The sequence below is a fragment of the Butyrivibrio hungatei genome, from assembly GCF_001858005.1.
GTDB classification, from domain to species: domain Bacteria; phylum Bacillota; class Clostridia; order Lachnospirales; family Lachnospiraceae; genus Butyrivibrio; species Butyrivibrio hungatei.
In genome coordinates, this window is the sequence record NZ_CP017831.1 from 1,430,785 (window position 1) to 1,451,685 (window position 20,901).

Below are 20,901 nucleotides of genomic sequence, written 5' to 3' on the forward strand. Positions count from 1 at the left end.
TTTTTATTTGCTTAGATGTTCTAACTGTTTTGTGATCTGTTCTGGAACCTCGATTCCATCACGTTTAAGCTTACTTGCCATGTTCATAACAGGCTTTGCAATATTACCTATATGAGCCTGATAGTGATTTATCAGCTCAGTGTACTGAGGGTTGTCTGAGACTTTTTCTCTAAGCTCCTTTGCAAAAGGGCAGAAGGTAAAGAGAATCTCTCTTGCTACCTTATTTAGCCTTGGTGAACCGTTTGCTTCGAACTTGACGTAAGCAAGATAATCAGCAATAAACACGTTCTTATAGTTGTTAGAATATTTCTTAAGGTCAGTTTTCAACTTTTCCTTATTTTCTGTAGAAAGAGCTGAGTTCTTTTTGAAGAACTGCAGATAGTCACAGTACATGGAAGTAAGAGATGGATCAGTTACGTCGTTCCAGTGAACACCCTGTTCAGTCTTGCACATTTCCCATCTGAATTCGCCAAAAAGTCTTACCATACATTCTTCAGTATTTTCGGTGTTGAATATTGAAACCAGCATTCTTGCTTTTGTACTACGTTTTTTGCCTTCAATTTCCTGCCAAAGAGAAGCTCTGCTACCAACGTTTGGCATCAGGATCATGTATGGTGTGATATCGTCTGCGTAAAAGAGCTGTGTAACACCGATCTCAGGGTTTGAATAAACAGCCTGTCTGCAAAATACACCATAATCAATAGCTCTGATCTTAGCAAAATATTCATTGATCTTGCTGTAGGTAAGATAAGCCATATCAAGAGGTCTTAATACGTTCATCTCGTCAAATACAGGAACGAAGGAAGAAATTCTACCAAAGGTCATTCTGTTACCTAAAGAGAAGAGGTTGTGGATCTCAAAATCAAGTCTGCTCTTTGGGTCATTGACCATGGCATCAATCTGAGGCTGCTTTAAGTTACCGGTTGCTTTCTGTTCACGAAGATAACTTTCCCAGTCCTGGTCAAATTCATTTCTGGAAGGCTCAACCTCGAGATTATATATCTTTTTGAGCCATTCATATAATGTGACTACATTGCCTTCTGGATCAGGCATGTAGGCTTTTGCCATATTGTAAAGAATCTGAGTGTTCTTTTCACCTGCAAGTTCTTCATCCACAAAGCCGAACATGAAGAACATCTTAACTTCCATAGGATAGTTGTCATCACTAAGACTTTTTATGAAAGCAGGTGTAAATACTTCATAGAAGGTATTTCCAAGATTTCGTCTAAGGGCTCTTGCCTCGTCTTCAGAATCATATCTGTTACTACTATTCTTGAACTGATTTATCTGTTCTTCGAATTTGGCTGCAATTTCGGGTGATACGCCGGAATAAGCAAGGATAGTGCTAAGTGCGTTAACAACTGTCACAACGCTTGAGCCTCCATCTGCATTCTTTTCCATATCGGAGAGCTTAGCATTTATCATCTTCATATTTGCAGTAAAGTTGGCAGTTTTCTTTTTTAGTGCTTTTCTATATTCGCCAAGGAGCTGGTTTTCCCTTGATATGTTGTCGTAGATATAAAATGTAGACATTACGATACCAGCTGCGATGTCGATATTGATCGAATATAATGACTTTTTGAGGATTGCCTCATTTTCTTTTAAGCTTCTGATGTAAGGAAAGGCCCACTCACCGATCTTTTCTGTTTTTTCGGGTGGAATGATCTCATCGATCTCATTAAAGATCATTGGTGTTTCGCCGACTTTGATGCATAGGCTAGGGTAGTCAGCATAATCAGCGATGATCTTCTCGTATTCAGAAAGAGCATCATCATATTCTTTTTCGTATACGTCGCAGCATTTAGAAGCAGTAGCAACAGACTGAGCTGCCAATATAGGAGCAATCTTAGGATTAGATCTTACGATAGGTGGAATGTCTGTTAAGTCTTCAAATGGATATGAATAAACTGCAGAATCTTCAAGTGCTTCGTAAGAGTAAATATATTTTTTACCGGGGGATTCAACAATTCCAATAAAGCTTCCGACACTCATGGTAATGGAAGAGAATTGATCGTATATTTTGATACTTCCTTTTACAAGGATCTCGATGGTACCTACGGTATCCTCGCCTGCCTTGTGTATGATCGTGCCTTTTTCTATCTTCTCAAGTCCCATTTTTTCCTCCAAGTGTGTATAAAAGCATATATAATAATGTTATCACGTATAAAAATAGACTTCAATCAAAGAATTGTCGGTTGAAGTCTATATTCGTTTATGTTTTGGCCTTTGAATTCAAGGCTGTATAACTTATTTGCAAAAAGAGTTTCGTTAAGCAACCTCATCTCCAAATCAGAAAGTTGGTCAGGGGCTTCTTTTAATTGAGTAAAGATCTTGATGTTTCCTATATTCTTTATCTCTTTTATGCAAGGAGATACTTCTTTTTTCATGCCAAGGATACGAGCGTAGCCTGTATAACCATCGGCTTTGTATTCATCCATATTTGAGGCCTTCATATCAAGTATGATGTGTATAAGACTTCTTGATATTCTTGAATAGGCCATATTCTTGGACTTACATTTGATGCAGAGCTCGTCAAAGGACATGAGATTCTCTGACGCATCTAATATCTTGTTTGATAATTCTTCGTTTATATCAAGATATTCCAAAAGCCCTTTTTCTCTGGATTGAAACAGCTTGTAATATAAGAGCTTCGTGAAGTTTTCTGTATTTCCGAATTGCCCATCGTAATCTATTATACTGTCAAAAGAGCTTATGGGAACCATCTTCTTTAATTCGTCTTGAACTATTTTATTATTCTCTGCAAGATATGAACGGATAGCAGTTGCGCTTGGCATATCAGACAGTTCTTTTGAATTATAATCAGAGCCTAAACGCTTTATGGAGTGAGGTTTTATTGAACTATTTAGCTTTTTAAGTGCCTTTAGATATTCAAGAGCAAGAATATTATTTGGACTTGATAGAATATCTTTTAACCTGGGATCATTTGTGTGAAGTGCCTGTAATACAGCTTTCTCACGGGCAAGGGCAAAACTGTCTCCGCATCTTAACCTGTCCTGGAGCATGTTTTTAAAATCAGCAGGCTCATTTGCGAGAATATCTGCGATATCTGACAGGAGAGAGATGTCGTCACATTCACTTCCGAAAACAAGATCATTTACGATACCTAGTCTATCAAGTATAGAAACAGCGCCCTGAGCAAAATACTCAGCGCTACCAAGACTATAATAAATTGGAAGTTCCAAAATCAGATCTGCTCCTGAATTTAGAGCAGCTTTAGTTCTAGAAAACTTGTCTAAAAATGCAGGGGCGCCTCGTTGAACGAAATCTCCACTCATTATTACAAGGAGATTATCTGCATTAGTTTCCTTTTTGGCTTTTTCCAATATGTATTTGTGACCGTTGTGAAACGGATTAAATTCTGCTATTACAGCTACAGTTTTCATCTTAATGTAAGCACTTTCAATAAAATACAATTTTTGTGCAACTTTTTCCTTGTTATAAAATAATACCTTGGTAAAATATATTAGTAAATATATATTAGATTTAATTTTAATTAGGAGAATCTTTAAAATGAAAATTTTGGTTATCAATTGTGGTAGTTCATCACTGAAGTTCCAGCTTATTGATTCAGACTCAGAGCAGGTAATCTGCAAGGGATTATGCGAGAGAATCGGAATTGACGGAAGCCAGATCAGTTATACACCTGCAGGCAAGGATAAAGTTACAGTAGTTACTCCTATGCCAGATCATAACAAGGCAATTGAGCTCGTGATAGAAGCTCTTACTAACAAGGACAATGGCGTTGTTTCTTCACTTTCAGAGATCGGTGCTGTTGGACATCGTATCGTTCACGGCGGCGAGAAGTTCACAAAGTCTGTTGTTATCACAGAAGAGGTTATTAAGGCCATTGAAGAGGTTTCAGATCTTGCACCACTTCATAATCCAGCAAACCTCATCGGTATCAGAGCTTGCCAGAAGGTTATGCCTGGTGTTCCTATGGTTGCAGTATTTGATACAGCATTCCATCAGACAATGCCTCAGGATGCATATCTTTATGGACTTCCATATTCATACTATGAGAAGTATGGTATCAGAAGATACGGCTTCCACGGAACAAGCCATTCATATGTTTCTAAGAGAGCTGTTGAACTCCTTGGAAAAGATGCGAAGGATCTTAAACTCATCGTTTGTCACCTTGGAAATGGAGCTTCAATTTCAGCTGTTGACGGTGGCAAGTGCGTAGATACATCAATGGGACTTACTCCACTTGAGGGTCTTATCATGGGAACAAGATCAGGTGATATCGATCCTTCAGTAGTAGAGTTCATCATGAAAAAAGAGAATTCTACAGTTGCTGATGTTACTAACCTTCTTAACAAGAAGTCTGGTGTATTTGGTCTTTCTGATGATCTTTCATCTGATTTCAGAGATCTGGAGGAAGGTTACAATAACGGACACGCTGGAGCAAGAAGAGCAGTTGATGCTTTTGTATACAGAGTAGTTAAGTACATTGGCTCATATACAGCTGCTATGGGCGGCGTTGATGCTATCTGCTTCACTGCTGGTGTTGGTGAGAACAGCGGATTTGTTCGTAAGCTTATCTGTGACAGACTTGGATTCATTGGTGCCAAGATCGATGTTGAAGCAAATAAGGTCCGCGGTGAAGAGAAGACTATCTCAACTCCAGACAGCAAGGTTACTCTTTTAGTTGTTCCTACAAACGAAGAGCTTGCAATTGCACGTGATACAGTTGCTCTTTGCAAATAATATTTTTTAAAAAACTTCAAGTCAATCGTACCCAAGCGGTGCGATTGGCTTTTTTGTTTCCAATATTTTCTATAAAAACTGATACAAAATATAAAAAACTTGAAAATAATGAAGCATTACTATAACATAATGGTATTATATTTTAGATTATATTGAAATAAAGAGGTAGTAATGAGAGAACTAAATTCGTGCAAGGACGCTATGGCGGCAAGTATTGAAAATAAGTATTTCAGTATTGCCCACTTGTATAAGGATGAGAAGGCCATGGAGATGCATATCCATGACTGCTATGAAGTCTATTTTTCAATTTCCGGAGGCAAACAGTTTCTTATCGATAATAAGATCTATGATATTGCGCCAGGAGATCTTTTCCTGATCAATCAGTATGATTCCCATTATCTGACTCAGATAGATCAAGAACTTCACGAGAGAATCGTCATCATGATAGACCCTGACTTTATGCGGAGTATATCGTCTGATGAGACCAATCTGGATGCATGTTTCCAAAAAAGAACGGAAGAGTTTTCCCACAAGATAAGTCTTACTTCTGAGCAGCAGAGTAGATTTCTTTATTTTGTAAATAAGATCCTTTCAAGTAATGATTATGGCCATGATCTGCTTGAAAAGGCTACTTTTACTGAGCTTTTTGTTATGATCAATCAGATCATCAATAATAAGCTTAGTGATAATGTGCCTAACAAGGTTTCTACTTATAATGATCAGGTTGATGCCATACTTTCATATCTTAACAATAATATTCAGTATCCGATCAGTATAGGGGATCTTTCCAAGCAGTTCTTCATCAGCGAATCTTACATATGCAGATTGTTTAAGTCTGCAACTGGTACTACAATCAATAAGTATATGACTGCAAGGAGAATTTCTATTGCCAAATCTCTTTTAGCAGAGGGTATTGGTGTCAGTGAAGTCTGCGAACGATGCGGATTTAGTGATTACAGCAATTTCCTTAAGTCATTCACCAAGTCTGTGGGTATTTCACCAAAGAAATACTCTCAGAACTGTAACAGATGATAAGAGGTACTTATACTAAACAACAAGGGGGCTAACATGGCAGAATTAAGATTTGTACCTATCAGTGAAGTTGAGAAAATCAATATTTTTGGAAGACTAGGAAAGGTGAGAGATCCGCTTCCTCTTTTGTTCAATGGTAGCGCAGTAGAGGTTGTTGTTACAGGTTCTGATCTTTGGATCGATTTTGAAACTGACAATGATTTCCATGAACCATGGGTTGCCTATGAGCTCAACGGTGCTTTCATGGGTAGACAGATGGTCCTTGCTGGAGAGCACAGCATTTGTCTTTTTAGAAACATGAATCCTGACACTCCTAAGAGAGTCAGATTCTATAGAGAACTTCAGGCCATGAGTGAGGATGACAAGTGCAAGGTGCTTGTTAAGGGCTTTAGACTTGACGGCGAGTTTATGGAAGTTCCTAAGTATGATCTTAAGATTGAATTTATCGGAGACAGTATCACATCTGGCGAGGGCAGCTACGGAGCAGTCACTGATGTAGACTGGCTTGCAATGTACATGAGCGCTTCTGTCAACTATGCTACAATGACAGCTAAGGCTTTGAATGCTGACTACCACATTGTTTCTCAGGGAGGCTGGGGAGTTTTCTGCGGCTGGGATAATGATGTAAGACATAACATTCCTTCAATATATGAAAAGGTTTGTGGCCTTGCTATGGGACCTTCTAATGAGGCTCTTGGAACACAGGATCCTTACGATTTTGACAGCTGGCAGCCTGATGTTATCGTAGTTAACCTTGGAACAAATGATGCTTCAGCCTTTGAACAGCCGCCTCTTTATATTGAAGAGCTTGGAGCTACGTTCAAGCAGCGCAAGAATGAAGATGGTTCTTATAATAGAGAAGATGAGCTTAAGGTTGTCAATGCAGCAATTTCTTTCCTTGAGATGCTTAGAAAACACAATCATCACGCCCATATCATCTGGGCTTATGGAATGCTTGAAAGCAATCTTAATCTGACTCTTACAGAGGCTATTAACAAATATAGAGAAAAGAGCGGTGACAACAACGTATCTTTCTTCCAGCTTCCAAATACAACTATGAGAACCTTTGGCGCACATATGCATCCTGGAGCACAAGCACATCTTGAAGCCAGCAAAGTTCTCGTGGATTATATAAAAGAAATATTTAATCGTTAATTGGAGTCTATTTAGTAATGAGAAAAGCAAGAAATGAAAAAGAAAATGCCATTAGAGAAAAGCTTATTGATGAGCTTTACGGCAATAAATATAATCAATTTATTGGTTTTGAGATCCTTGAACTTAGTAGTACCTATAGTAAGTCCAGGATCAAATGCGATGAGAGGCTTCATAACAGCTATGGAAGTATCCATGGGGGAGCGCTTCTTTCTTTTGTAGATGCCATGGCCGGGGCAACAGGAAGCATGAGTGGAAGATATGTGACAACAGTTTCTGCCAATCTTAATTTTCTTTTGCCTGCAGTTAATACAGAATATATTTATTGTGAGTGCATGAAGCTAAAGACCGGCAAACATATTCTTGTATTTGATATCAGAGTCACTGATGATAGTGGAAATCTCCTTGATAGCGGTGAGTTTTCATTTTTTGCAAGCAAGGTAAATGTTCTTGAAGACAATCTTAAAATTGGTCAATAAAAAAACTGTTGACAAATAGTAGTCTCATGGGTATACTACATAGGTATGCTAATGAATAAACGTAAACAATTGCCTTAAAACATAGGCAGTTTCTTATACGGTTACTGTAAGGAGGTGTTACTCAAATGTCAATCTGCCCAAAGAATAAGTCATCAAAAGGCCACAGAGACCAGAGAAGAGCTAACTGGAAAATGACAGCTCCAACTCTTGTTAAGTGCAGTCATTGTGGAGCTCTTATGCAGCCACATATGGCATGCAAGAAGTGCGGCTATTATAACAAGAAGAGCATTGTAGAAGTTGAGGCTTAATTAGTTTTTGTTTCACCTTATATGTTCCGATTTATAAGGCTTTCCGATTTGATTCGGAGAGCCTTTTGTTATGCTTAAAATCCCCCAAATATTGCTTTTATATTCTATTGATTTTTGGTTTTTAACCTAGTATATTAGAATAAGTCAAAAATCAGACAGGGGGATGCGTACATGTCAGAGCTTGTAAGAGTTGCTGTTGATGCAATGGGTGGAGACAATGCTCCATTTGTCACAGTAAAAGGAGCTGTTGATGCTGTCAGTGAGTCAGCTAATCTTAAGGTTTTCCTTGTTGGTCAGAAGGAAGTTGTTGAGAAGGAACTCTCAGCATATCAGTATGACAAGGAAAAAATCGAGATTGTTGATGCTACTGAGGTTATAGAGATGGCTGAGCCACCAGTAATGGCCATCAGAAAAAAGAAAGACTCATCCATCGTTAAGGCTATGTACATGGTCAATCATGGTGAGGCAGATGCTTATGTTTCAGCTGGTAGTACCGGCGCTACACTTGTAGGTGGACAGGTTATCGTAGGCAGATTAAAGGGGGTAGACAGAGCACCACTTGCTCCACTTATTCCTACGGAGAAGGGAAGCTCACTACTTATAGATTGCGGCGCAAATGTTGATGCCAGATCCAATCATCTTGTTCAGTTTGCCAAGATGGGAACTGTATACATGGAGAATATCATGGGCATCAAGAATCCAACAGTTGCTATTGTCAACATTGGTGCTGAGGAAGAGAAGGGTAACGCTCTTGTTAAGGAGACATTCCCGCTTCTTAAAAATTGTCCAGATATTAACTTTATTGGAAGTATCGAGGCTAGAGATATTCCAGCTGGTTTCGCAGACGTTATCGTATGCGAGGCTTTCACTGGTAACGTTATTCTCAAGATGTACGAGGGCGTTGCCAAGTCACTTATGCATGTTATCAAGAAGAGTCTTATGGGCAGTCTCAAGACCAAGATTGGTGCACTTCTTATTAAAGATGATCTTAAGAAGTCACTTTCAAACTATAGCATGGATCAGTACGGCGGAGCCCCTATGCTGGGACTAAAAGGTCTTGTAGTTAAGACTCACGGAAGTGCTAACGCGGTTGAGGTCAAGAATTCAATCCTTCAGTGCGTAACCTTCACTGAGCAAAAGATCAACGAGAAAATTAGTGCAAAGATTTCGCAAGAAAACTAAGGCATTGATTATATTTTTATTATATTTTTGACAGTAAGAGAGGTCGATTATTATGGAATTCGAAAAGATGAAAGAAGTTATTGCAAATGTTTTAAATGTTGATCCTGAGGAGATCACAATGGAGACAACATTTACTGAGGATCTTGGTGCTGATTCACTTGATCTTTTCCAGATCATCATGGGTCTTGAGGATGAGTTTGATGTACAGATTGATCCTGAGAAGACTGAAAACATCACAACTGTTGGCGAGGCAGTAGAGCTTCTTAAGACAGCACTTTTAGATAAATAATTTTTATTCGGATTTGATAATGCATTTTGGATGAGGCAGAATAAAAACTGCCTCATTTCCATTTAAAAGAGGTAATTATGCTTACAGCAGCAGATATTGAAAGTTTTGAAAAAGCAATCGGATATACATTTAAGGATAAGGCACTTATTACACAGGCTTTTACTCACAGCTCTTTTGTTAATGAGCAAAAGATAAACAAAAAGTCTGACTACGAAAGACTTGAATTCCTTGGAGATGCAGTTCTTGAGATGATCTCAAGTGCATTTCTCTTTAGAAAATATCCTCAGAAAAAGGAAGGTGAACTTTCCAAGATCAGAGCATCACTTGTTTGTGAGCCTGCACTTGCTTTTGCTTCAGAGAAACTTAACATCAAGAAATATATGCAGCTTGGTAAGGGCGAAGAGGCCACAGGAGGCAGGAATAAAGAGTCTATCATAGCAGATATGATGGAAGCTGTTATAGGAGCTCTTTTCCTGGATGGCGGAATCGAAGAGTCCAAGCGCTTTATTGATACATATGTGCTCACAAACGTTGAGAGCATGCAGATGTTCAGTGATAGCAAATCTATACTTCAGGAGATTGCCCAGGGGCAAAATTTGGGAGCTGTCAGATATGAAATATGTGGCGAAAGTGGTCCTGAACATGATAAAATATTTGATGTCCGCGTTTTTGTTGGAGATAAGAATTTGGGAGAGGGGTCAGGAAAAACCAAAAAAGCTGCCGAGCAAAAGGCTGCTTATGAGGCGCTTCTTGTATTAAAGAAAAAGAACAATGTATTTAAAGAGCATTGAGATTCATGGCTTTAAGTCATTTGCTAATAAAATAAAATTTGATTTTCACAACGGAATCACTGGTATTGTAGGACCTAACGGCTCAGGTAAGAGTAATGTTGCCGATGCTGTCAGATGGGTCCTTGGTGAGCAACGTATCAAACAGCTGCGTGGAGGATCCATGCAGGATGTTATCTTTTCGGGAACTGAGCTTCGTAAGCCTTTGGGCTACGCTTATGTTGCCATCACTTTGGATAATTCAGATCATTCACTTGCAATCGATTATGATGAAGTAACTGTCTCCAGACGTCTCTATCGTTCTGGAGAGAGTGAATATATGATCAACGGCTCAGCATGTCGTCTCAAGGACGTCAACGAGCTCTTTATGGATACAGGTATCGGTAAAGAGGGCTATTCTATCATCGGACAGGGCCAGATCGACCAGATTCTTTCCAGTAAGCCTGAGGATAGACGTAATCTTTTTGATGAGGCTGCCGGTATCGTTAAATTTAAGTCCCGCAAAGAGACTGCTATCAAGAAGCTTGAAGAGGAAAAGATCAACCTCACAAGACTTAGTGATATCTTATCAGAGCTTGAAAAACAGATCGGACCTTTGGAGAAGCAGTCAGAGGTTGCCAAGGAATATCTTAAGCTCCGTGAAAGGCTCAAGACTTTGGATGTTAATATGTTCCTTGTTGAAAACAAGAATCAGAAGGAACAGCTTGATGCAGCTGAGAAAAACCTTGAAATTGCTAATGGTTCACTTGCTGAGGCAAAAGATAATTACGAAAATGCCAAGGTTAGCTATGAGGAAATCCAGAAAGAACTTGAAACCCTCGATAGAGAGATCGATGAAGCAAGAGCAAAGATCACAGATTCTTCTGTAAAAAGAGAGAAGCTTGAAGGACAGATCGGTATCTTAAACGAGAAGATCAAGGCAGCTTCTACAAATGATGCTCATTACAAGACCCGTATCGAAGATGAGCAGGCTAAGATTGCTGATAAGAATAAAGAAAAAGAAAAGTATAAGGCAGAAAAAGATGTTATAGATTCAGAAGCTGAGAAGCTTTCTGAGAGTAGAAATGAAGCTAGAAAAGAGCTCGATAGGGTACTTACACAGATCTCTAATATCAATGACGAGATCGAGGAGTGCAAGAGCACAATCATTGAGACTCTTAATAATAGAGCTACTATTAAATCCAAGCTTTCATCCCTTGATACTATGAAGGAGCAGGTCAACATCAGAAAGGCCGAGCTTACTGGTAAGCTTGTTAGAGCACAGTCTGACGAGTCCAAGCAGCAGGAGACTATTCAGAAACTCAAGGATGAATTTGACAGGATCACAGCTGAGATCTCTGAGATGAACAAGAAGCAGAAAGAGACGGACCAGGAGATTGTTTCTATCAGAGAGAGCATGACACAGAAGGATGCTGAGCTTCGTAAGACTCAAGGGCTTTATCAGCAGGAAAAATCAAGACTTGAAGCTCTTGCTAACCTTACTGAGAGATATGAAGGTTACGGCGGCTCTGTCAAGAAAGTTATGGAGCGCAAGGATGATACTAAAGGTATTATTGGCGTAGTAGCTGATATCATCAAGACAGAGCCAAAGTATGAGACAGCTATCGAGGTTGCTCTTGGCGGAAATATCCAGAACATCGTTACTGACGATGAAGAAACGGCCAAGAAGATGATCAGATATCTAAAGGATACAAAGGCAGGTAGAGCTACATTCCTTCCTCTTACATCACTTGATAATCCTCCTGAACTCAAGGCAAAAGAGGCACTTAACGAGCCTGGTGTTTTAGGAATGGCTGATGAGCTAGTAGATACTGATCCTAAGTACAGATCTGTTGCTAAGGCTATGCTTGGCAGGATCGTTGCTGTAGACAACGTAGATAATGCGGTCAAGATCGCAAGAAAATATAATTATACTGTTCGTATGGTTACCCTTGAGGGTGAACTTCTTGTTCCTGGTGGCGCTATCAGTGGTGGTGCTTTCAAGAATAACAGCAATCTCCTTGGAAGACGTCGTGAGATGGATGACATGGAGAAGAATGTCAAGAAGTACAAGGAACAGATGGATACTCTCCAGAAAGAAATCGAGGAAGCCAAGGCTAAGAGAAATGAACTCAGAACTCTTTCTGAAGAACTTAGAACAGAACTTCAGGGAAAATTCATCGAGCAGAATACTGCAAGACTTAATGTTCAGAATGAGGAAGAGAGACAGAAAGAACAGAAGGCTGGCTATAGCGACCTCAAGGCTGAGAATGATGAGATAGAGAACAAGATCGAAGAGATCGCCAGAGAAAAAGAAGCGGCTGAGTCAGCTCTTTTATCATCTGAAAATACTGAAAAGCTCTGCACAGAGAAAGTTGAAAAGTTCCAGAAGGAACTTGAAGGGCTCCACCAGATCGAAGAAGCTGAGAACGAAAAGGTTTCTAAGTGGGATATCGAGTACGAGAAGATTGCTCAGAAGCAGGAATTCCAGCAGCAAAATATCGATCGTGTAGATGCTGATATTGAAACTGAAGAGAAGGCTCTTTTAGAGATTCAGGAAGCTATGGCTGAGAATGCTGCAGCACTTGAACAGAACAAGCATGATATCGAAGAGATCAAGCTTACTATTGAGGCTTCAGCAGATGTCCAGTCTGGTGCTACCAAGGAACTTGATGAAAAGAAGGAGAGGAAGCTTGCTCTTTCTGAGTCACAGAAGGAATTCTTTGGAAAGACAGAAGAACTTAACAAGCAGATGTCTGACCTTGAGAAGGAAGTAATAAGACTTACTTCCAAGAAGGAAAAATGTCAGGAATCTATTGAGTCACATATTAACTACATGTGGAATGAATACGAGATTACTCTTTCAGACGCTGCTGAACTTAGAGATGAAGAGATGACTGATGTTCCTGCCATGAGAAAAGAAACTAATTCTCTTAAGGACTCCATCAGAAAGCTTGGCGATGTAAACGTCAACGCCATCGAGGATTATAAGAACCTCATGGAGAGATACACATTCATGAAGACTCAGCATGATGACCTTATTGAGGCTGAAAGACAGCTCAAAGAGATCATCAAAGAGCTTGATGAGTCAATGCGTAAGCAGTTTATTGAACAGTTCAGACTTATTAACAATGAGTTTGATAAGGTATTTAAAGAGATGTTTGGAGGCGGTAAGGGTAGCCTTGAACTTGCTGAGGACGAGGATGTCCTTGAGGCAGGAATCAGGATCAATGCTCAGCCACCAGGAAAGAAACTTGTTAATATGATGCAGATGTCCGGTGGTGAGAAGGCACTTACAGCTATTGCGCTTCTTTTTGCTATCCAAAATCTTAAGCCTTCACCATTCTGTCTTCTTGATGAGATTGAGGCGGCGCTTGATGAAAACAACGTAGTACGTTTTGCCAAGTACCTGCATAAGCTTTCAAGTACACAGTTTATTGTAATCACCCACAGGCGTGGTACAATGGAAAGTGCTGACAGACTTTACGGTATCACTATGCAGGAGAAGGGGGTATCTACTCTTGTTAGTGTCAACCTTATTGATAAGGAGCTTACGAATTAATGGCTAATAATTTTTTTAGTAGATTACAGGAGGGCCTGTCAAAGACAAGAGATAATATTACAAAAGGCTTTGACAATGTATTTAGTGGCTTTTCTAGTATCGATGAGGACTTCTACGAAGAGCTTGAAGAGATCCTGATCATGGGTGATATTGGTGTAAATGCCACCAGCAGGATAATGGATCAGCTCAGAGAAGAGGTCAAGAAGCAAAAGATTAATAATCCTAATGATTGTAGGGAACTGCTTATTTCTATTATCAGACAGCAGATGAAGACTGACGAGCATGCCTATGATTTTGAGGATAAGAAAACAGTTATATTTGTTATCGGTGTAAATGGAGTTGGCAAGACAACATCGGTTGGTAAGCTTGCATCTATTTACAAAAACAGGGGCAAAAAAGTTCTGATTGCTGCGGCTGATACATATAGAGCAGCTGCAACAGAGCAGCTCAGAGAGTGGGCTAACAGAGCTGATGTACCTCTTATTGCGGGCAAAGAAGGTGCTGACCCTGCCAGCGTTATTTATGATGCGGTAGGTGCATATAAGGCAAGAGGCTGTGATATCCTTATTGTTGATACTGCCGGTAGACTCCATAATAAAAAGAATCTTATGGAAGAGCTTGCCAAGATGAACAGGATCATTGATAAGGAGCTTTCTGATATCTGCAGAGAGAACTTTATCGTTCTTGATGGAACAACTGGTCAGAATGCTATCATTCAGGCTAGAGAGTTTGGAGAAGTTGCAGATCTGACAGGTATCATCCTAACTAAACTTGATGGAACAGCAAAGGGCGGAATTGCAGTAGCAATCGTATCAGAGCTTAATATTCCTGTTAAGTTTATTGGAGTTGGTGAAGGAATCGATGATCTTCAGAGATTCAACTCTGATGAATTTGTTACAGCACTCACTGAATTTGACAAAAAAGACTAAAAAGCGAGGAGACTAGAAATGGCAGACGATAGCAAGATGACACTTGATAAATTTGAAGAAGCTTATGAAGATGTAAAAAAAGTAACTCTTGAAACAAAGCTTATTTACAGCGATTATTTTAGTAACTTATCTGGCAACAAGGTTTATCTCAAGCCTGAGAATCTTCAGAGAACCGGTGCATACAAGGTTAGAGGCGCTTATTATAAGATCACAACTCTTTCAGATGAAGAGAGAAAAAAGGGACTTATAACAGCTTCTGCTGGTAACCATGCTCAGGGCGTTGCTTATGCTGCCAAAGCTTACGGTGTTAAAGCTACTATCGTAATGCCAACTTCTACACCTCTTATTAAAGTTAACAGAACCAAGGCTCTTGGAGCTGAAGTTGTTTTACATGGTAATGTCTTTGATGAAGCTTATGAACATGCTTGCAAGCTTGCTGAAGAGAACGGCTATACAATGGTTCATCCTTTTGATGACCTTGATGTAGCTACAGGACAGGGTACGATCGCTATGGAGATCATCAAAGAGCTTCCAACAGTTGATTACATTCTTGTTCCTATTGGAGGAGGCGGACTTGCTACAGGCGTTTCTACACTTGCAAAGCTACTTAACCCTAAGATCAAAGTTATTGGAGTTGAGCCAGCTGGTGCTAACTGCATGCAGGAATCTCTTAAAGCTGGACACGTTGTGACACTTCCAACAGTTAATACCATTGCTGATGGTACAGCTGTTAAGAAGCCAGGAGAGAAGATATTCCCATATATCTCCAAGAATATTGATGAGATCATCACAGTTCCTGATGAAGATCTTGTAGTTTCCTTCCTTGATATGGTAGAAAATCACAAGATGGTAGTTGAAAATTCAGGTCTTTTATCAGTTGCTGCGCTCAAGCAGCTTGATGTTAAGGACAAAAAGGTTGCCTGTGTATTGTCAGGTGGTAATATGGATATTATAACAATGTCATCTGTAGTTCAGCAGGGTCTTATTATGAGAGACAGAATCTTCACAGTTTCAGTTCTTTTACCAGATAAGCCAGGTGAACTTTCAAGAGTTTCTGGAATTATTGCAGATGTAAATGGTAATGTTATCAAGCTTGAGCATAACCAGTTTGTATCTATTAACAGAAGTGCGGCCGTTGAGCTTAGGATCACACTTGAGGCCTTCGGTACCGAGCACAAAGAGCAGATAATGAATGCTCTTAATGAAAATGGCTATCAGCCAAGGATAGTAAGGACGAATATTTAAAAATGAAAATCGGTAAATCTAAAACAACAAAAAGAATCGCAGAGTATGGACTCATAACATTGGGTGCTATTTTATATGGAGCAGCTACAGCACTTATGATCGATCCAAATAATATAGCGCCTGGAGGACTTACAGGTCTTGCCATCGTACTAAATCGTATCGTTAATATTGGTACTGGTCTTTGGTTCATGATCATGAATATTCCTATCTTGATCATAGCGATATGGAAGTTTGGTATTAGATTTACTGTTTCTACGATTTATTGTACTGCAGTTATTTCCTGGGTTACTGATCTTTGTACCAAGTATTTATCAGGCTTTATTGTGAGGGATACTTTTCTTGGTGCAACTTTTGGTAGCGCCATACTTGCTGTAGCTATTGGATTTGTATTTAAATGTCATGCCACAACTGGTGGTACAGATGTTATAATCAAATTACTTAGAATTAAATACCCACATATCAAAACTGGAATGCTTTATCTTTTGACTGATGTGGTAATTCTGATGATAGCGGGATTTGTATTTGGAGATTTCAAAGCATCTCTATATTCATTTATGTCAGTTATGGTTACATCTTATTGCCTTGATCTTGTTTTATATGGTAGAGATGAGGCTAAGCTTATCTATATTATTTCTGACAAGCCTGATATCATTACATCAAGACTTCTTGAGGAGCTTGATATTGGTGCAACACATGTTTTTGCCAAGGGTGCGTACAGCGGCGAAGACAAGAAGGTTATCATGTGCGCAATTAAAAAGAGACTTTCACCTCTTGCTGAGGATATCGTAAGAGACGAGGATCCTAATGCATTTATGATCATCTCAAGTGCAAGTGAGATCTACGGTGAAGGATACAAAAGCTACTTTGATGAGAGAATCTAATTATGAATAATACTAGCTTGGACACTCGTGAGAGACGAGGGGTGCGTAATACTCATAACATAATTTCTATTATATTTTTGAGCTTACTTGCTGTAATGGCATTTATCTTTAGTATCACTTTGCTTATCAAGAATGCAACTCTTCAGAGAGAAGAAGAGGCAGTCAAGAGCGAGTTGGAAGCTCTTAACAATGAGGGCTACTATACAGAGTCAGAAGCCAGGATCATGCTTGATGAAGCTAAAAAAGAGGCTGAGGAAAAGACTAAGAAGTCTTTTAGAGACATGATCCAGCAAAAGCTTGAAGCTGGTGAAGGCACTACAGCTACAATCAGATCTCTTTTCCCTGATCAGATAGTTGTTGCAAGTGCAGGAAGATATTACTTCTTCCCAATATCTGACCAGATTGAGCATCACGGATTCTCACAGGGAGATTTTGCTTATAATGACAAGGGATTTCTTGAATATGTGGGTCCTGATATCAATGTTAAAGTGAAACAGGGCGTTGATGTATCAAGATTCCAGGGTAAGATCAACTGGGAGAAGGTTGCAGCACAGGGCATAGATTTTGCATTTATCAGAGTTGGCTTTAGAGGTAATACTGAGGGCAAGATCGTTCTAGATGACTGCTTTACAGATAATATTGAAGGCGCTTTAGCGAATGGTATTGATGTTGGTGTGTATTTCTACACACAGGCTATCAATGAGCAGGAGGCCCGTGAGGAAGTTCAGATACTTCTTGATATGATCGAGCCTTATGATATCAAATACCCTGTAGTTATTGATGTTGAGTCTGCTGAGTCTGATTCAGCCAGAACTTTAAATCTGACTACTGATGAATATGAACTTATAGCTAGGACTTTCTGTGACACAGTCAAGAAGGCTGGCTATACTCCTATGATCTACGGCAATGTTAAGTCCTTTACATTGCTTATGGACGCAGCAGATGTTGATGATTATGACATCTGGATCGCATATTATGGAGAAGAACAGTATTATCCATATCACTTTAATATCTGGCAGTATACAGATTCTGGTAAAGTGGATGGAATCGATGGAAACGTTGACCTTAACATTTGTATAACTGATTATTGATACTATGAATAATATTGATAAAAGCTATGAACAAAAGGGTTATTTGAATCAGGATTATAAGTTCTTTCACATCAAAAATAGTGAAAAGCTTGATGTTCCTTTTCATTATCATGATTTTCATAAGCTGATACTTGTTCTTGGCGGAAATGTAAAATATATAATCGAAGGGCGAGAGTATGATCTTTTGCCCTTCGATTTTGTGCTTGTAAACAGGTATGCCATTCATAAGCCTGTTTTTGAGGCTGGTGATGGCAAGGATTATGACAGGATCATTCTTTATCTGAGTAACGATTTCCTTGAAAAGTATGGTCTTTTAAATGCCTTTGATAAAACAGAAGAAGTGGCAAGCCACGTGGTGAGATTTCCGGCAAATGTAAGTGCTGATATCTATGATTCTTTGATTAAGATCAAAGAGGATCTTAATATAGAGGATAAGGAGTACGCAGGTAAGCTTACTACCAGGATCGATGTTTTGCGGTTCCTTATTTCTTTTAACAAGGCCTGCATTGAGGAAAATTTCGGATTTAAGCCAGAGGCAAGATATAACAGAAAAGTTGTGGATCTTATCGAATATATAAATGAGAATCTTAGTAAAGATCTTTCAATCGATTTTCTTGCAGATCACTTCTTTATGAGCAAATATCATATGATGAGGATCTTCAAAAATGAAACTGGATATTCTGTTCATCAGTACATTTCTGAAAAGAGGATATTGATGGCCAGAAACCTGATAATGTCAGGAATGCCGGCTACTACAGCCTGCCTTGAGTGTGGCTTTAAAGATTATTCCTCTTTTAGCAGAGCATTTAAAAATCAGCTTGGAATCTTACCATCTGATGTCAAAATATAGGTGTCAAGAAAAAATACTTGACACCTATTATTATTTTGTATAATATATTCATTGTGCAATTTTGCCGGAAGAGGTCATTCATGAAAAAAATCGTAGAGCAAGGCTTGTTGTATGATTTTTACGGCGAGCTTCTAACTGAACATCAGAGAAAAGTATATGAAGCAGCTGTTTATGACGATCTGTCACTGACTGAGATTGCAGATGAACATGGTATCAGCAAGCAGGGAGTACATGATCTTATCAAGAGATGTACCAAGACCATGCAGGGATATGAAGATAGACTTCACATGATCAGAAGATTTGAAGCTATCAAGGAGAATGCAGAACAGTTGCAGAAGCTTTCCAAGGGATCCACTGATATCAGTGATATAGAATTTCGAAACAAAGTAAACACTATTTCCAGTAATATATTAGAGGAGCTAAATAGTTAATGGCTTTTGAAAGTCTTACAGATAAATTACAAAATGCCTTTAAAGGGCTTAAGAGTAAGGGTAAGTTAACAGAAGATGACGTTAAGCTCGCATTAAAAGAAGTCAAGATGGCGCTTCTTGAAGCGGACGTTAGCTTTAAGGTTGTTAAACAGTTCATTAACGCTGTACAGGAGAAGGCAATCGGTGAGGATGTTTTAAACGGACTCAATCCTGCACAGATGGTAATCAAGATTGTCAATGAAGAGTTGACCAATCTTATGGGTTCTGAAGCTACTGAACTTCAGCTTCAGGATAGCAAGTACATCACAGTTATCATGATGTGCGGTCTTCAGGGTGCTGGTAAGACTACTACAGCAGCCAAGCTTGCAGGCAAGCTTAAGAACAAAAGAAAACCTCTTTTGGTAGCCTGCGATATTTACAGACCAGCTGCTATTGATCAGTTGGAAGTAAATGCCAAGAAACAGGAAGTTGACTTTTTCTCAATGGGAACAGATGTTAGTCCTGTTAAGATTGCCAAGTCAGCTATGGATTATGCCAAGGAACACGGCCACAATGTAGTAATTCTTGATACTGCTGGTCGTCTTCAGATAGATGAAGCAATGATGAAGGAACTTAGGGACATCAAGGATGCCGTAACAGTTCATCATACACTTCTTGTAGTTGATGCCATGACTGGTCAGGAAGCAGTTAATGTTGCTGAGCAGTTTAATGAAAAGGTCGGCATCAATGGAATCATCCTCTCCAAGATGGATGGTGATTCACGAGGCGGTGCAGCTCTTTCAACCAAGGCTGTTACCGGTAAGCCTATCATCTATGTATGTATGGGTGAGAAACTTACAGATATTGAGCAGTTCTATCCAGATAGAATGGCAAGTCGTATCCTTGGAATGGGAGATGTCTTAAGTCTTATTGATAAGGCTGTAGAGGCAAATCAGGAACGCGATATTGAAAAAGATCGCGAGATGGCTTCCAAAATGAAGAAGGGCAAGATCGATTTTGAGATGTACCTTGAGAGCATGAAGCAGATGCGCAACATGGGTGGCCTTTCAGCAATCATGGGAATGCTTCCTGGAATGGGCAAGATCAGTGATGATCAGCTCCCGGATGAAAAGAAACTTGCAAGAATTGAAGCCATCGTGCTTTCAATGACGCCTGAGGAACGCAAGAATCCTAAGCTTATGAGCCCACAGAGAAAGTTCAGAATAGCTAAGGGATCAGGTAATGACATTGCAGAAGTTAACCGCTTTATCAAGCAGTTTGAACAGATGCAGAAGATGATGAAACAGATGCCAGGACTTATGGGCGGTAAAAGAGGCTTTGGCAAATTTGGTGGCCTTGGCGGCTTTGGCAAAGGTGGATTCCCATTTTGATATGTCTTTCAGCGAAATGCTGTTTAACACATATAAAATTAAAAATTCTATTTTATTTATTTAATGGAGGAAATTTAAAATGGCAGTAAAGATCAGATTAAAGAGAATTGGTAAGAAGAAGGTTCCTTTCTACAGAATCATCGTTTCTGATTCAAAGTTCCCTGTACAGGGTAAGTTCATCGAGGAGATCGGAACATACGATCCTAACACAGATCCTAGCACAGTTAAGGTTAACGAGGAGCTTGCAAAGAAGTGGATCGCTAATGGTGCACAGCCTACAGAGTCAGTTGCAAAGCTTTTCAGACAGGCCGGTATCACAAAGTAATTTGTATTGATATTTAAAAAATTACTTATGCCGGAGGTTAACATATGAAAGAGTTAGTTGAAGTAATCGCAAGGGCGCTTGTTGATAATCCTGACGAGGTAGTTGTTACCGAGAAGGCTGACGGGCGTAATATTATGATCGAGCTTCATGTTGCACCTTCAGACATGGGCAAGGTAATTGGCAAACAGGGCCGTATTGCTAAGGCAATCAGAGCTGTAGTTAAGGCAGCATCTACTAGAGAAAACGTTAAGGTTGATGTTGAAATAGTTTAAGCCAGATA

Annotated in this window: 20 protein-coding genes; 18 read left to right on the forward strand and 2 right to left on the reverse strand. The window is 39.4% G+C overall.

Annotated features, from left to right (window positions below):
* Nucleotides 1-3: 3 nt before the first annotated feature.
* Both bhn_RS06770 and bhn_RS06775 read right to left on the reverse strand, forming a co-directional pair.
* Entirely contained in the window at nt 4-2,115 is a 2,112-nt protein-coding gene (locus tag bhn_RS06770; protein ID WP_071175977.1) for a cyclic nucleotide-binding domain-containing protein, read from the reverse strand.
* Between the two features lie 65 nt (nt 2,116-2,180).
* Nucleotides 2,181-3,551: a nucleotidyltransferase gene (locus tag bhn_RS06775; RefSeq protein WP_148661927.1), complete on the reverse strand. Its 1,371-nt coding sequence runs from the start codon at nt 3,549-3,551 to the stop codon at nt 2,181-2,183.
* On the opposite strand from bhn_RS06775, the gene bhn_RS06780 reads away from it, so the two are divergent.
* From bhn_RS06780 to bhn_RS06865, 18 genes are all read left to right on the forward strand, one after another.
* Nucleotides 3,532-4,728, forward strand: a complete 1,197-nt coding sequence (locus bhn_RS06780; RefSeq protein WP_071175978.1) for an acetate/propionate family kinase — start codon at nt 3,532-3,534, stop codon at nt 4,726-4,728. The two genes, bhn_RS06775 and bhn_RS06780, sit on opposite strands and share 20 nt — an antisense overlap.
* Before the next feature lie 171 nt (nt 4,729-4,899).
* A complete protein-coding gene (locus bhn_RS06785) occupies nt 4,900-5,760 on the forward strand; it encodes an AraC family transcriptional regulator (protein WP_071175979.1) in 861 nt (286 codons plus the stop codon).
* Nucleotides 5,761-5,796: 36 nt separating this feature from the next.
* Nucleotides 5,797-6,915 (forward strand): SGNH/GDSL hydrolase family protein, encoded by a 1,119-nt coding sequence (locus tag bhn_RS06790; RefSeq protein WP_071175980.1) that lies wholly within the window; start codon nt 5,797-5,799, stop codon nt 6,913-6,915.
* A 17-nt stretch (nt 6,916-6,932) separates the two neighbouring features.
* Entirely contained in the window at nt 6,933-7,391 is a 459-nt protein-coding gene (locus tag bhn_RS06795) for a PaaI family thioesterase (protein WP_071175981.1), read from the forward strand.
* 125 nt (nt 7,392-7,516) lie between these two features.
* The gene (gene rpmF / locus bhn_RS06800; RefSeq protein ID WP_071175982.1) at nt 7,517-7,699 is read left to right on the forward strand and encodes a 50S ribosomal protein L32; all 183 of its coding nucleotides are present in this window, start codon (nt 7,517-7,519) and stop codon (nt 7,697-7,699) included.
* A 171-nt stretch (nt 7,700-7,870) separates the two neighbouring features.
* On the forward strand, nt 7,871-8,881 hold the full coding sequence (plsX, locus tag bhn_RS06805) for a phosphate acyltransferase PlsX (protein WP_071175983.1): 1,011 nt from the start codon (nt 7,871-7,873) through the stop codon (nt 8,879-8,881).
* A gap of 52 nt (nt 8,882-8,933) precedes the next feature.
* Nucleotides 8,934-9,170: an acyl carrier protein gene (gene acpP, locus bhn_RS06810; protein ID WP_071175984.1), complete on the forward strand. Its 237-nt coding sequence runs from the start codon at nt 8,934-8,936 to the stop codon at nt 9,168-9,170.
* A gap of 77 nt (nt 9,171-9,247) precedes the next feature.
* Nucleotides 9,248-9,961 (forward strand): ribonuclease III, encoded by a 714-nt coding sequence (gene rnc / locus bhn_RS06815; protein ID WP_071175985.1) that lies wholly within the window; start codon nt 9,248-9,250, stop codon nt 9,959-9,961.
* On the forward strand, nt 9,942-13,499 hold the full coding sequence (smc, locus tag bhn_RS06820) for a chromosome segregation protein SMC (RefSeq protein WP_071175986.1): 3,558 nt from the start codon (nt 9,942-9,944) through the stop codon (nt 13,497-13,499). Before rnc ends, smc begins: the two co-directional genes overlap by 20 nt.
* Entirely contained in the window at nt 13,499-14,428 is a 930-nt protein-coding gene (gene ftsY / locus bhn_RS06825) for a signal recognition particle-docking protein FtsY (protein ID WP_071175987.1), read from the forward strand. Before smc ends, ftsY begins: the two co-directional genes overlap by 1 nt.
* Before the next feature lie 18 nt (nt 14,429-14,446).
* A complete protein-coding gene (gene ilvA, locus bhn_RS06830; protein WP_071175988.1) occupies nt 14,447-15,673 on the forward strand; it encodes a threonine ammonia-lyase in 1,227 nt (408 codons plus the stop codon).
* Nucleotides 15,674-15,675: 2 nt separating this feature from the next.
* Nucleotides 15,676-16,554 (forward strand): YitT family protein, encoded by an 879-nt coding sequence (locus bhn_RS06835; RefSeq protein WP_071175989.1) that lies wholly within the window; start codon nt 15,676-15,678, stop codon nt 16,552-16,554.
* A gap of 95 nt (nt 16,555-16,649) precedes the next feature.
* Nucleotides 16,650-17,645, forward strand: coding sequence for a glycoside hydrolase family 25 protein (locus tag bhn_RS06840; protein WP_161487308.1), 996 nt, complete (start codon nt 16,650-16,652; stop codon nt 17,643-17,645).
* A gap of 4 nt (nt 17,646-17,649) precedes the next feature.
* Nucleotides 17,650-18,495, forward strand: coding sequence for an AraC family transcriptional regulator (locus bhn_RS06845; protein ID WP_071175991.1), 846 nt, complete (start codon nt 17,650-17,652; stop codon nt 18,493-18,495).
* A gap of 80 nt (nt 18,496-18,575) precedes the next feature.
* A complete protein-coding gene (gene ylxM / locus bhn_RS06850) occupies nt 18,576-18,926 on the forward strand; it encodes a YlxM family DNA-binding protein (protein ID WP_071175992.1) in 351 nt (116 codons plus the stop codon).
* Nucleotides 18,926-20,296 carry a signal recognition particle protein gene (gene ffh / locus bhn_RS06855; protein WP_071175993.1) on the forward strand — a complete coding sequence of 457 codons (1,371 nt, stop codon included), beginning with the start codon at nt 18,926-18,928 and terminating at the stop codon, nt 20,294-20,296. The genes ylxM and ffh overlap by 1 nt, the downstream gene beginning before the upstream one ends.
* A gap of 79 nt (nt 20,297-20,375) precedes the next feature.
* The gene (rpsP, locus tag bhn_RS06860) at nt 20,376-20,621 is read left to right on the forward strand and encodes a 30S ribosomal protein S16 (protein ID WP_071175994.1); all 246 of its coding nucleotides are present in this window, start codon (nt 20,376-20,378) and stop codon (nt 20,619-20,621) included.
* A 44-nt stretch (nt 20,622-20,665) separates the two neighbouring features.
* Nucleotides 20,666-20,893 carry a KH domain-containing protein gene (locus bhn_RS06865; RefSeq protein WP_071175995.1) on the forward strand — a complete coding sequence of 76 codons (228 nt, stop codon included), beginning with the start codon at nt 20,666-20,668 and terminating at the stop codon, nt 20,891-20,893.
* Nucleotides 20,894-20,901 lie beyond the last annotated feature (8 nt).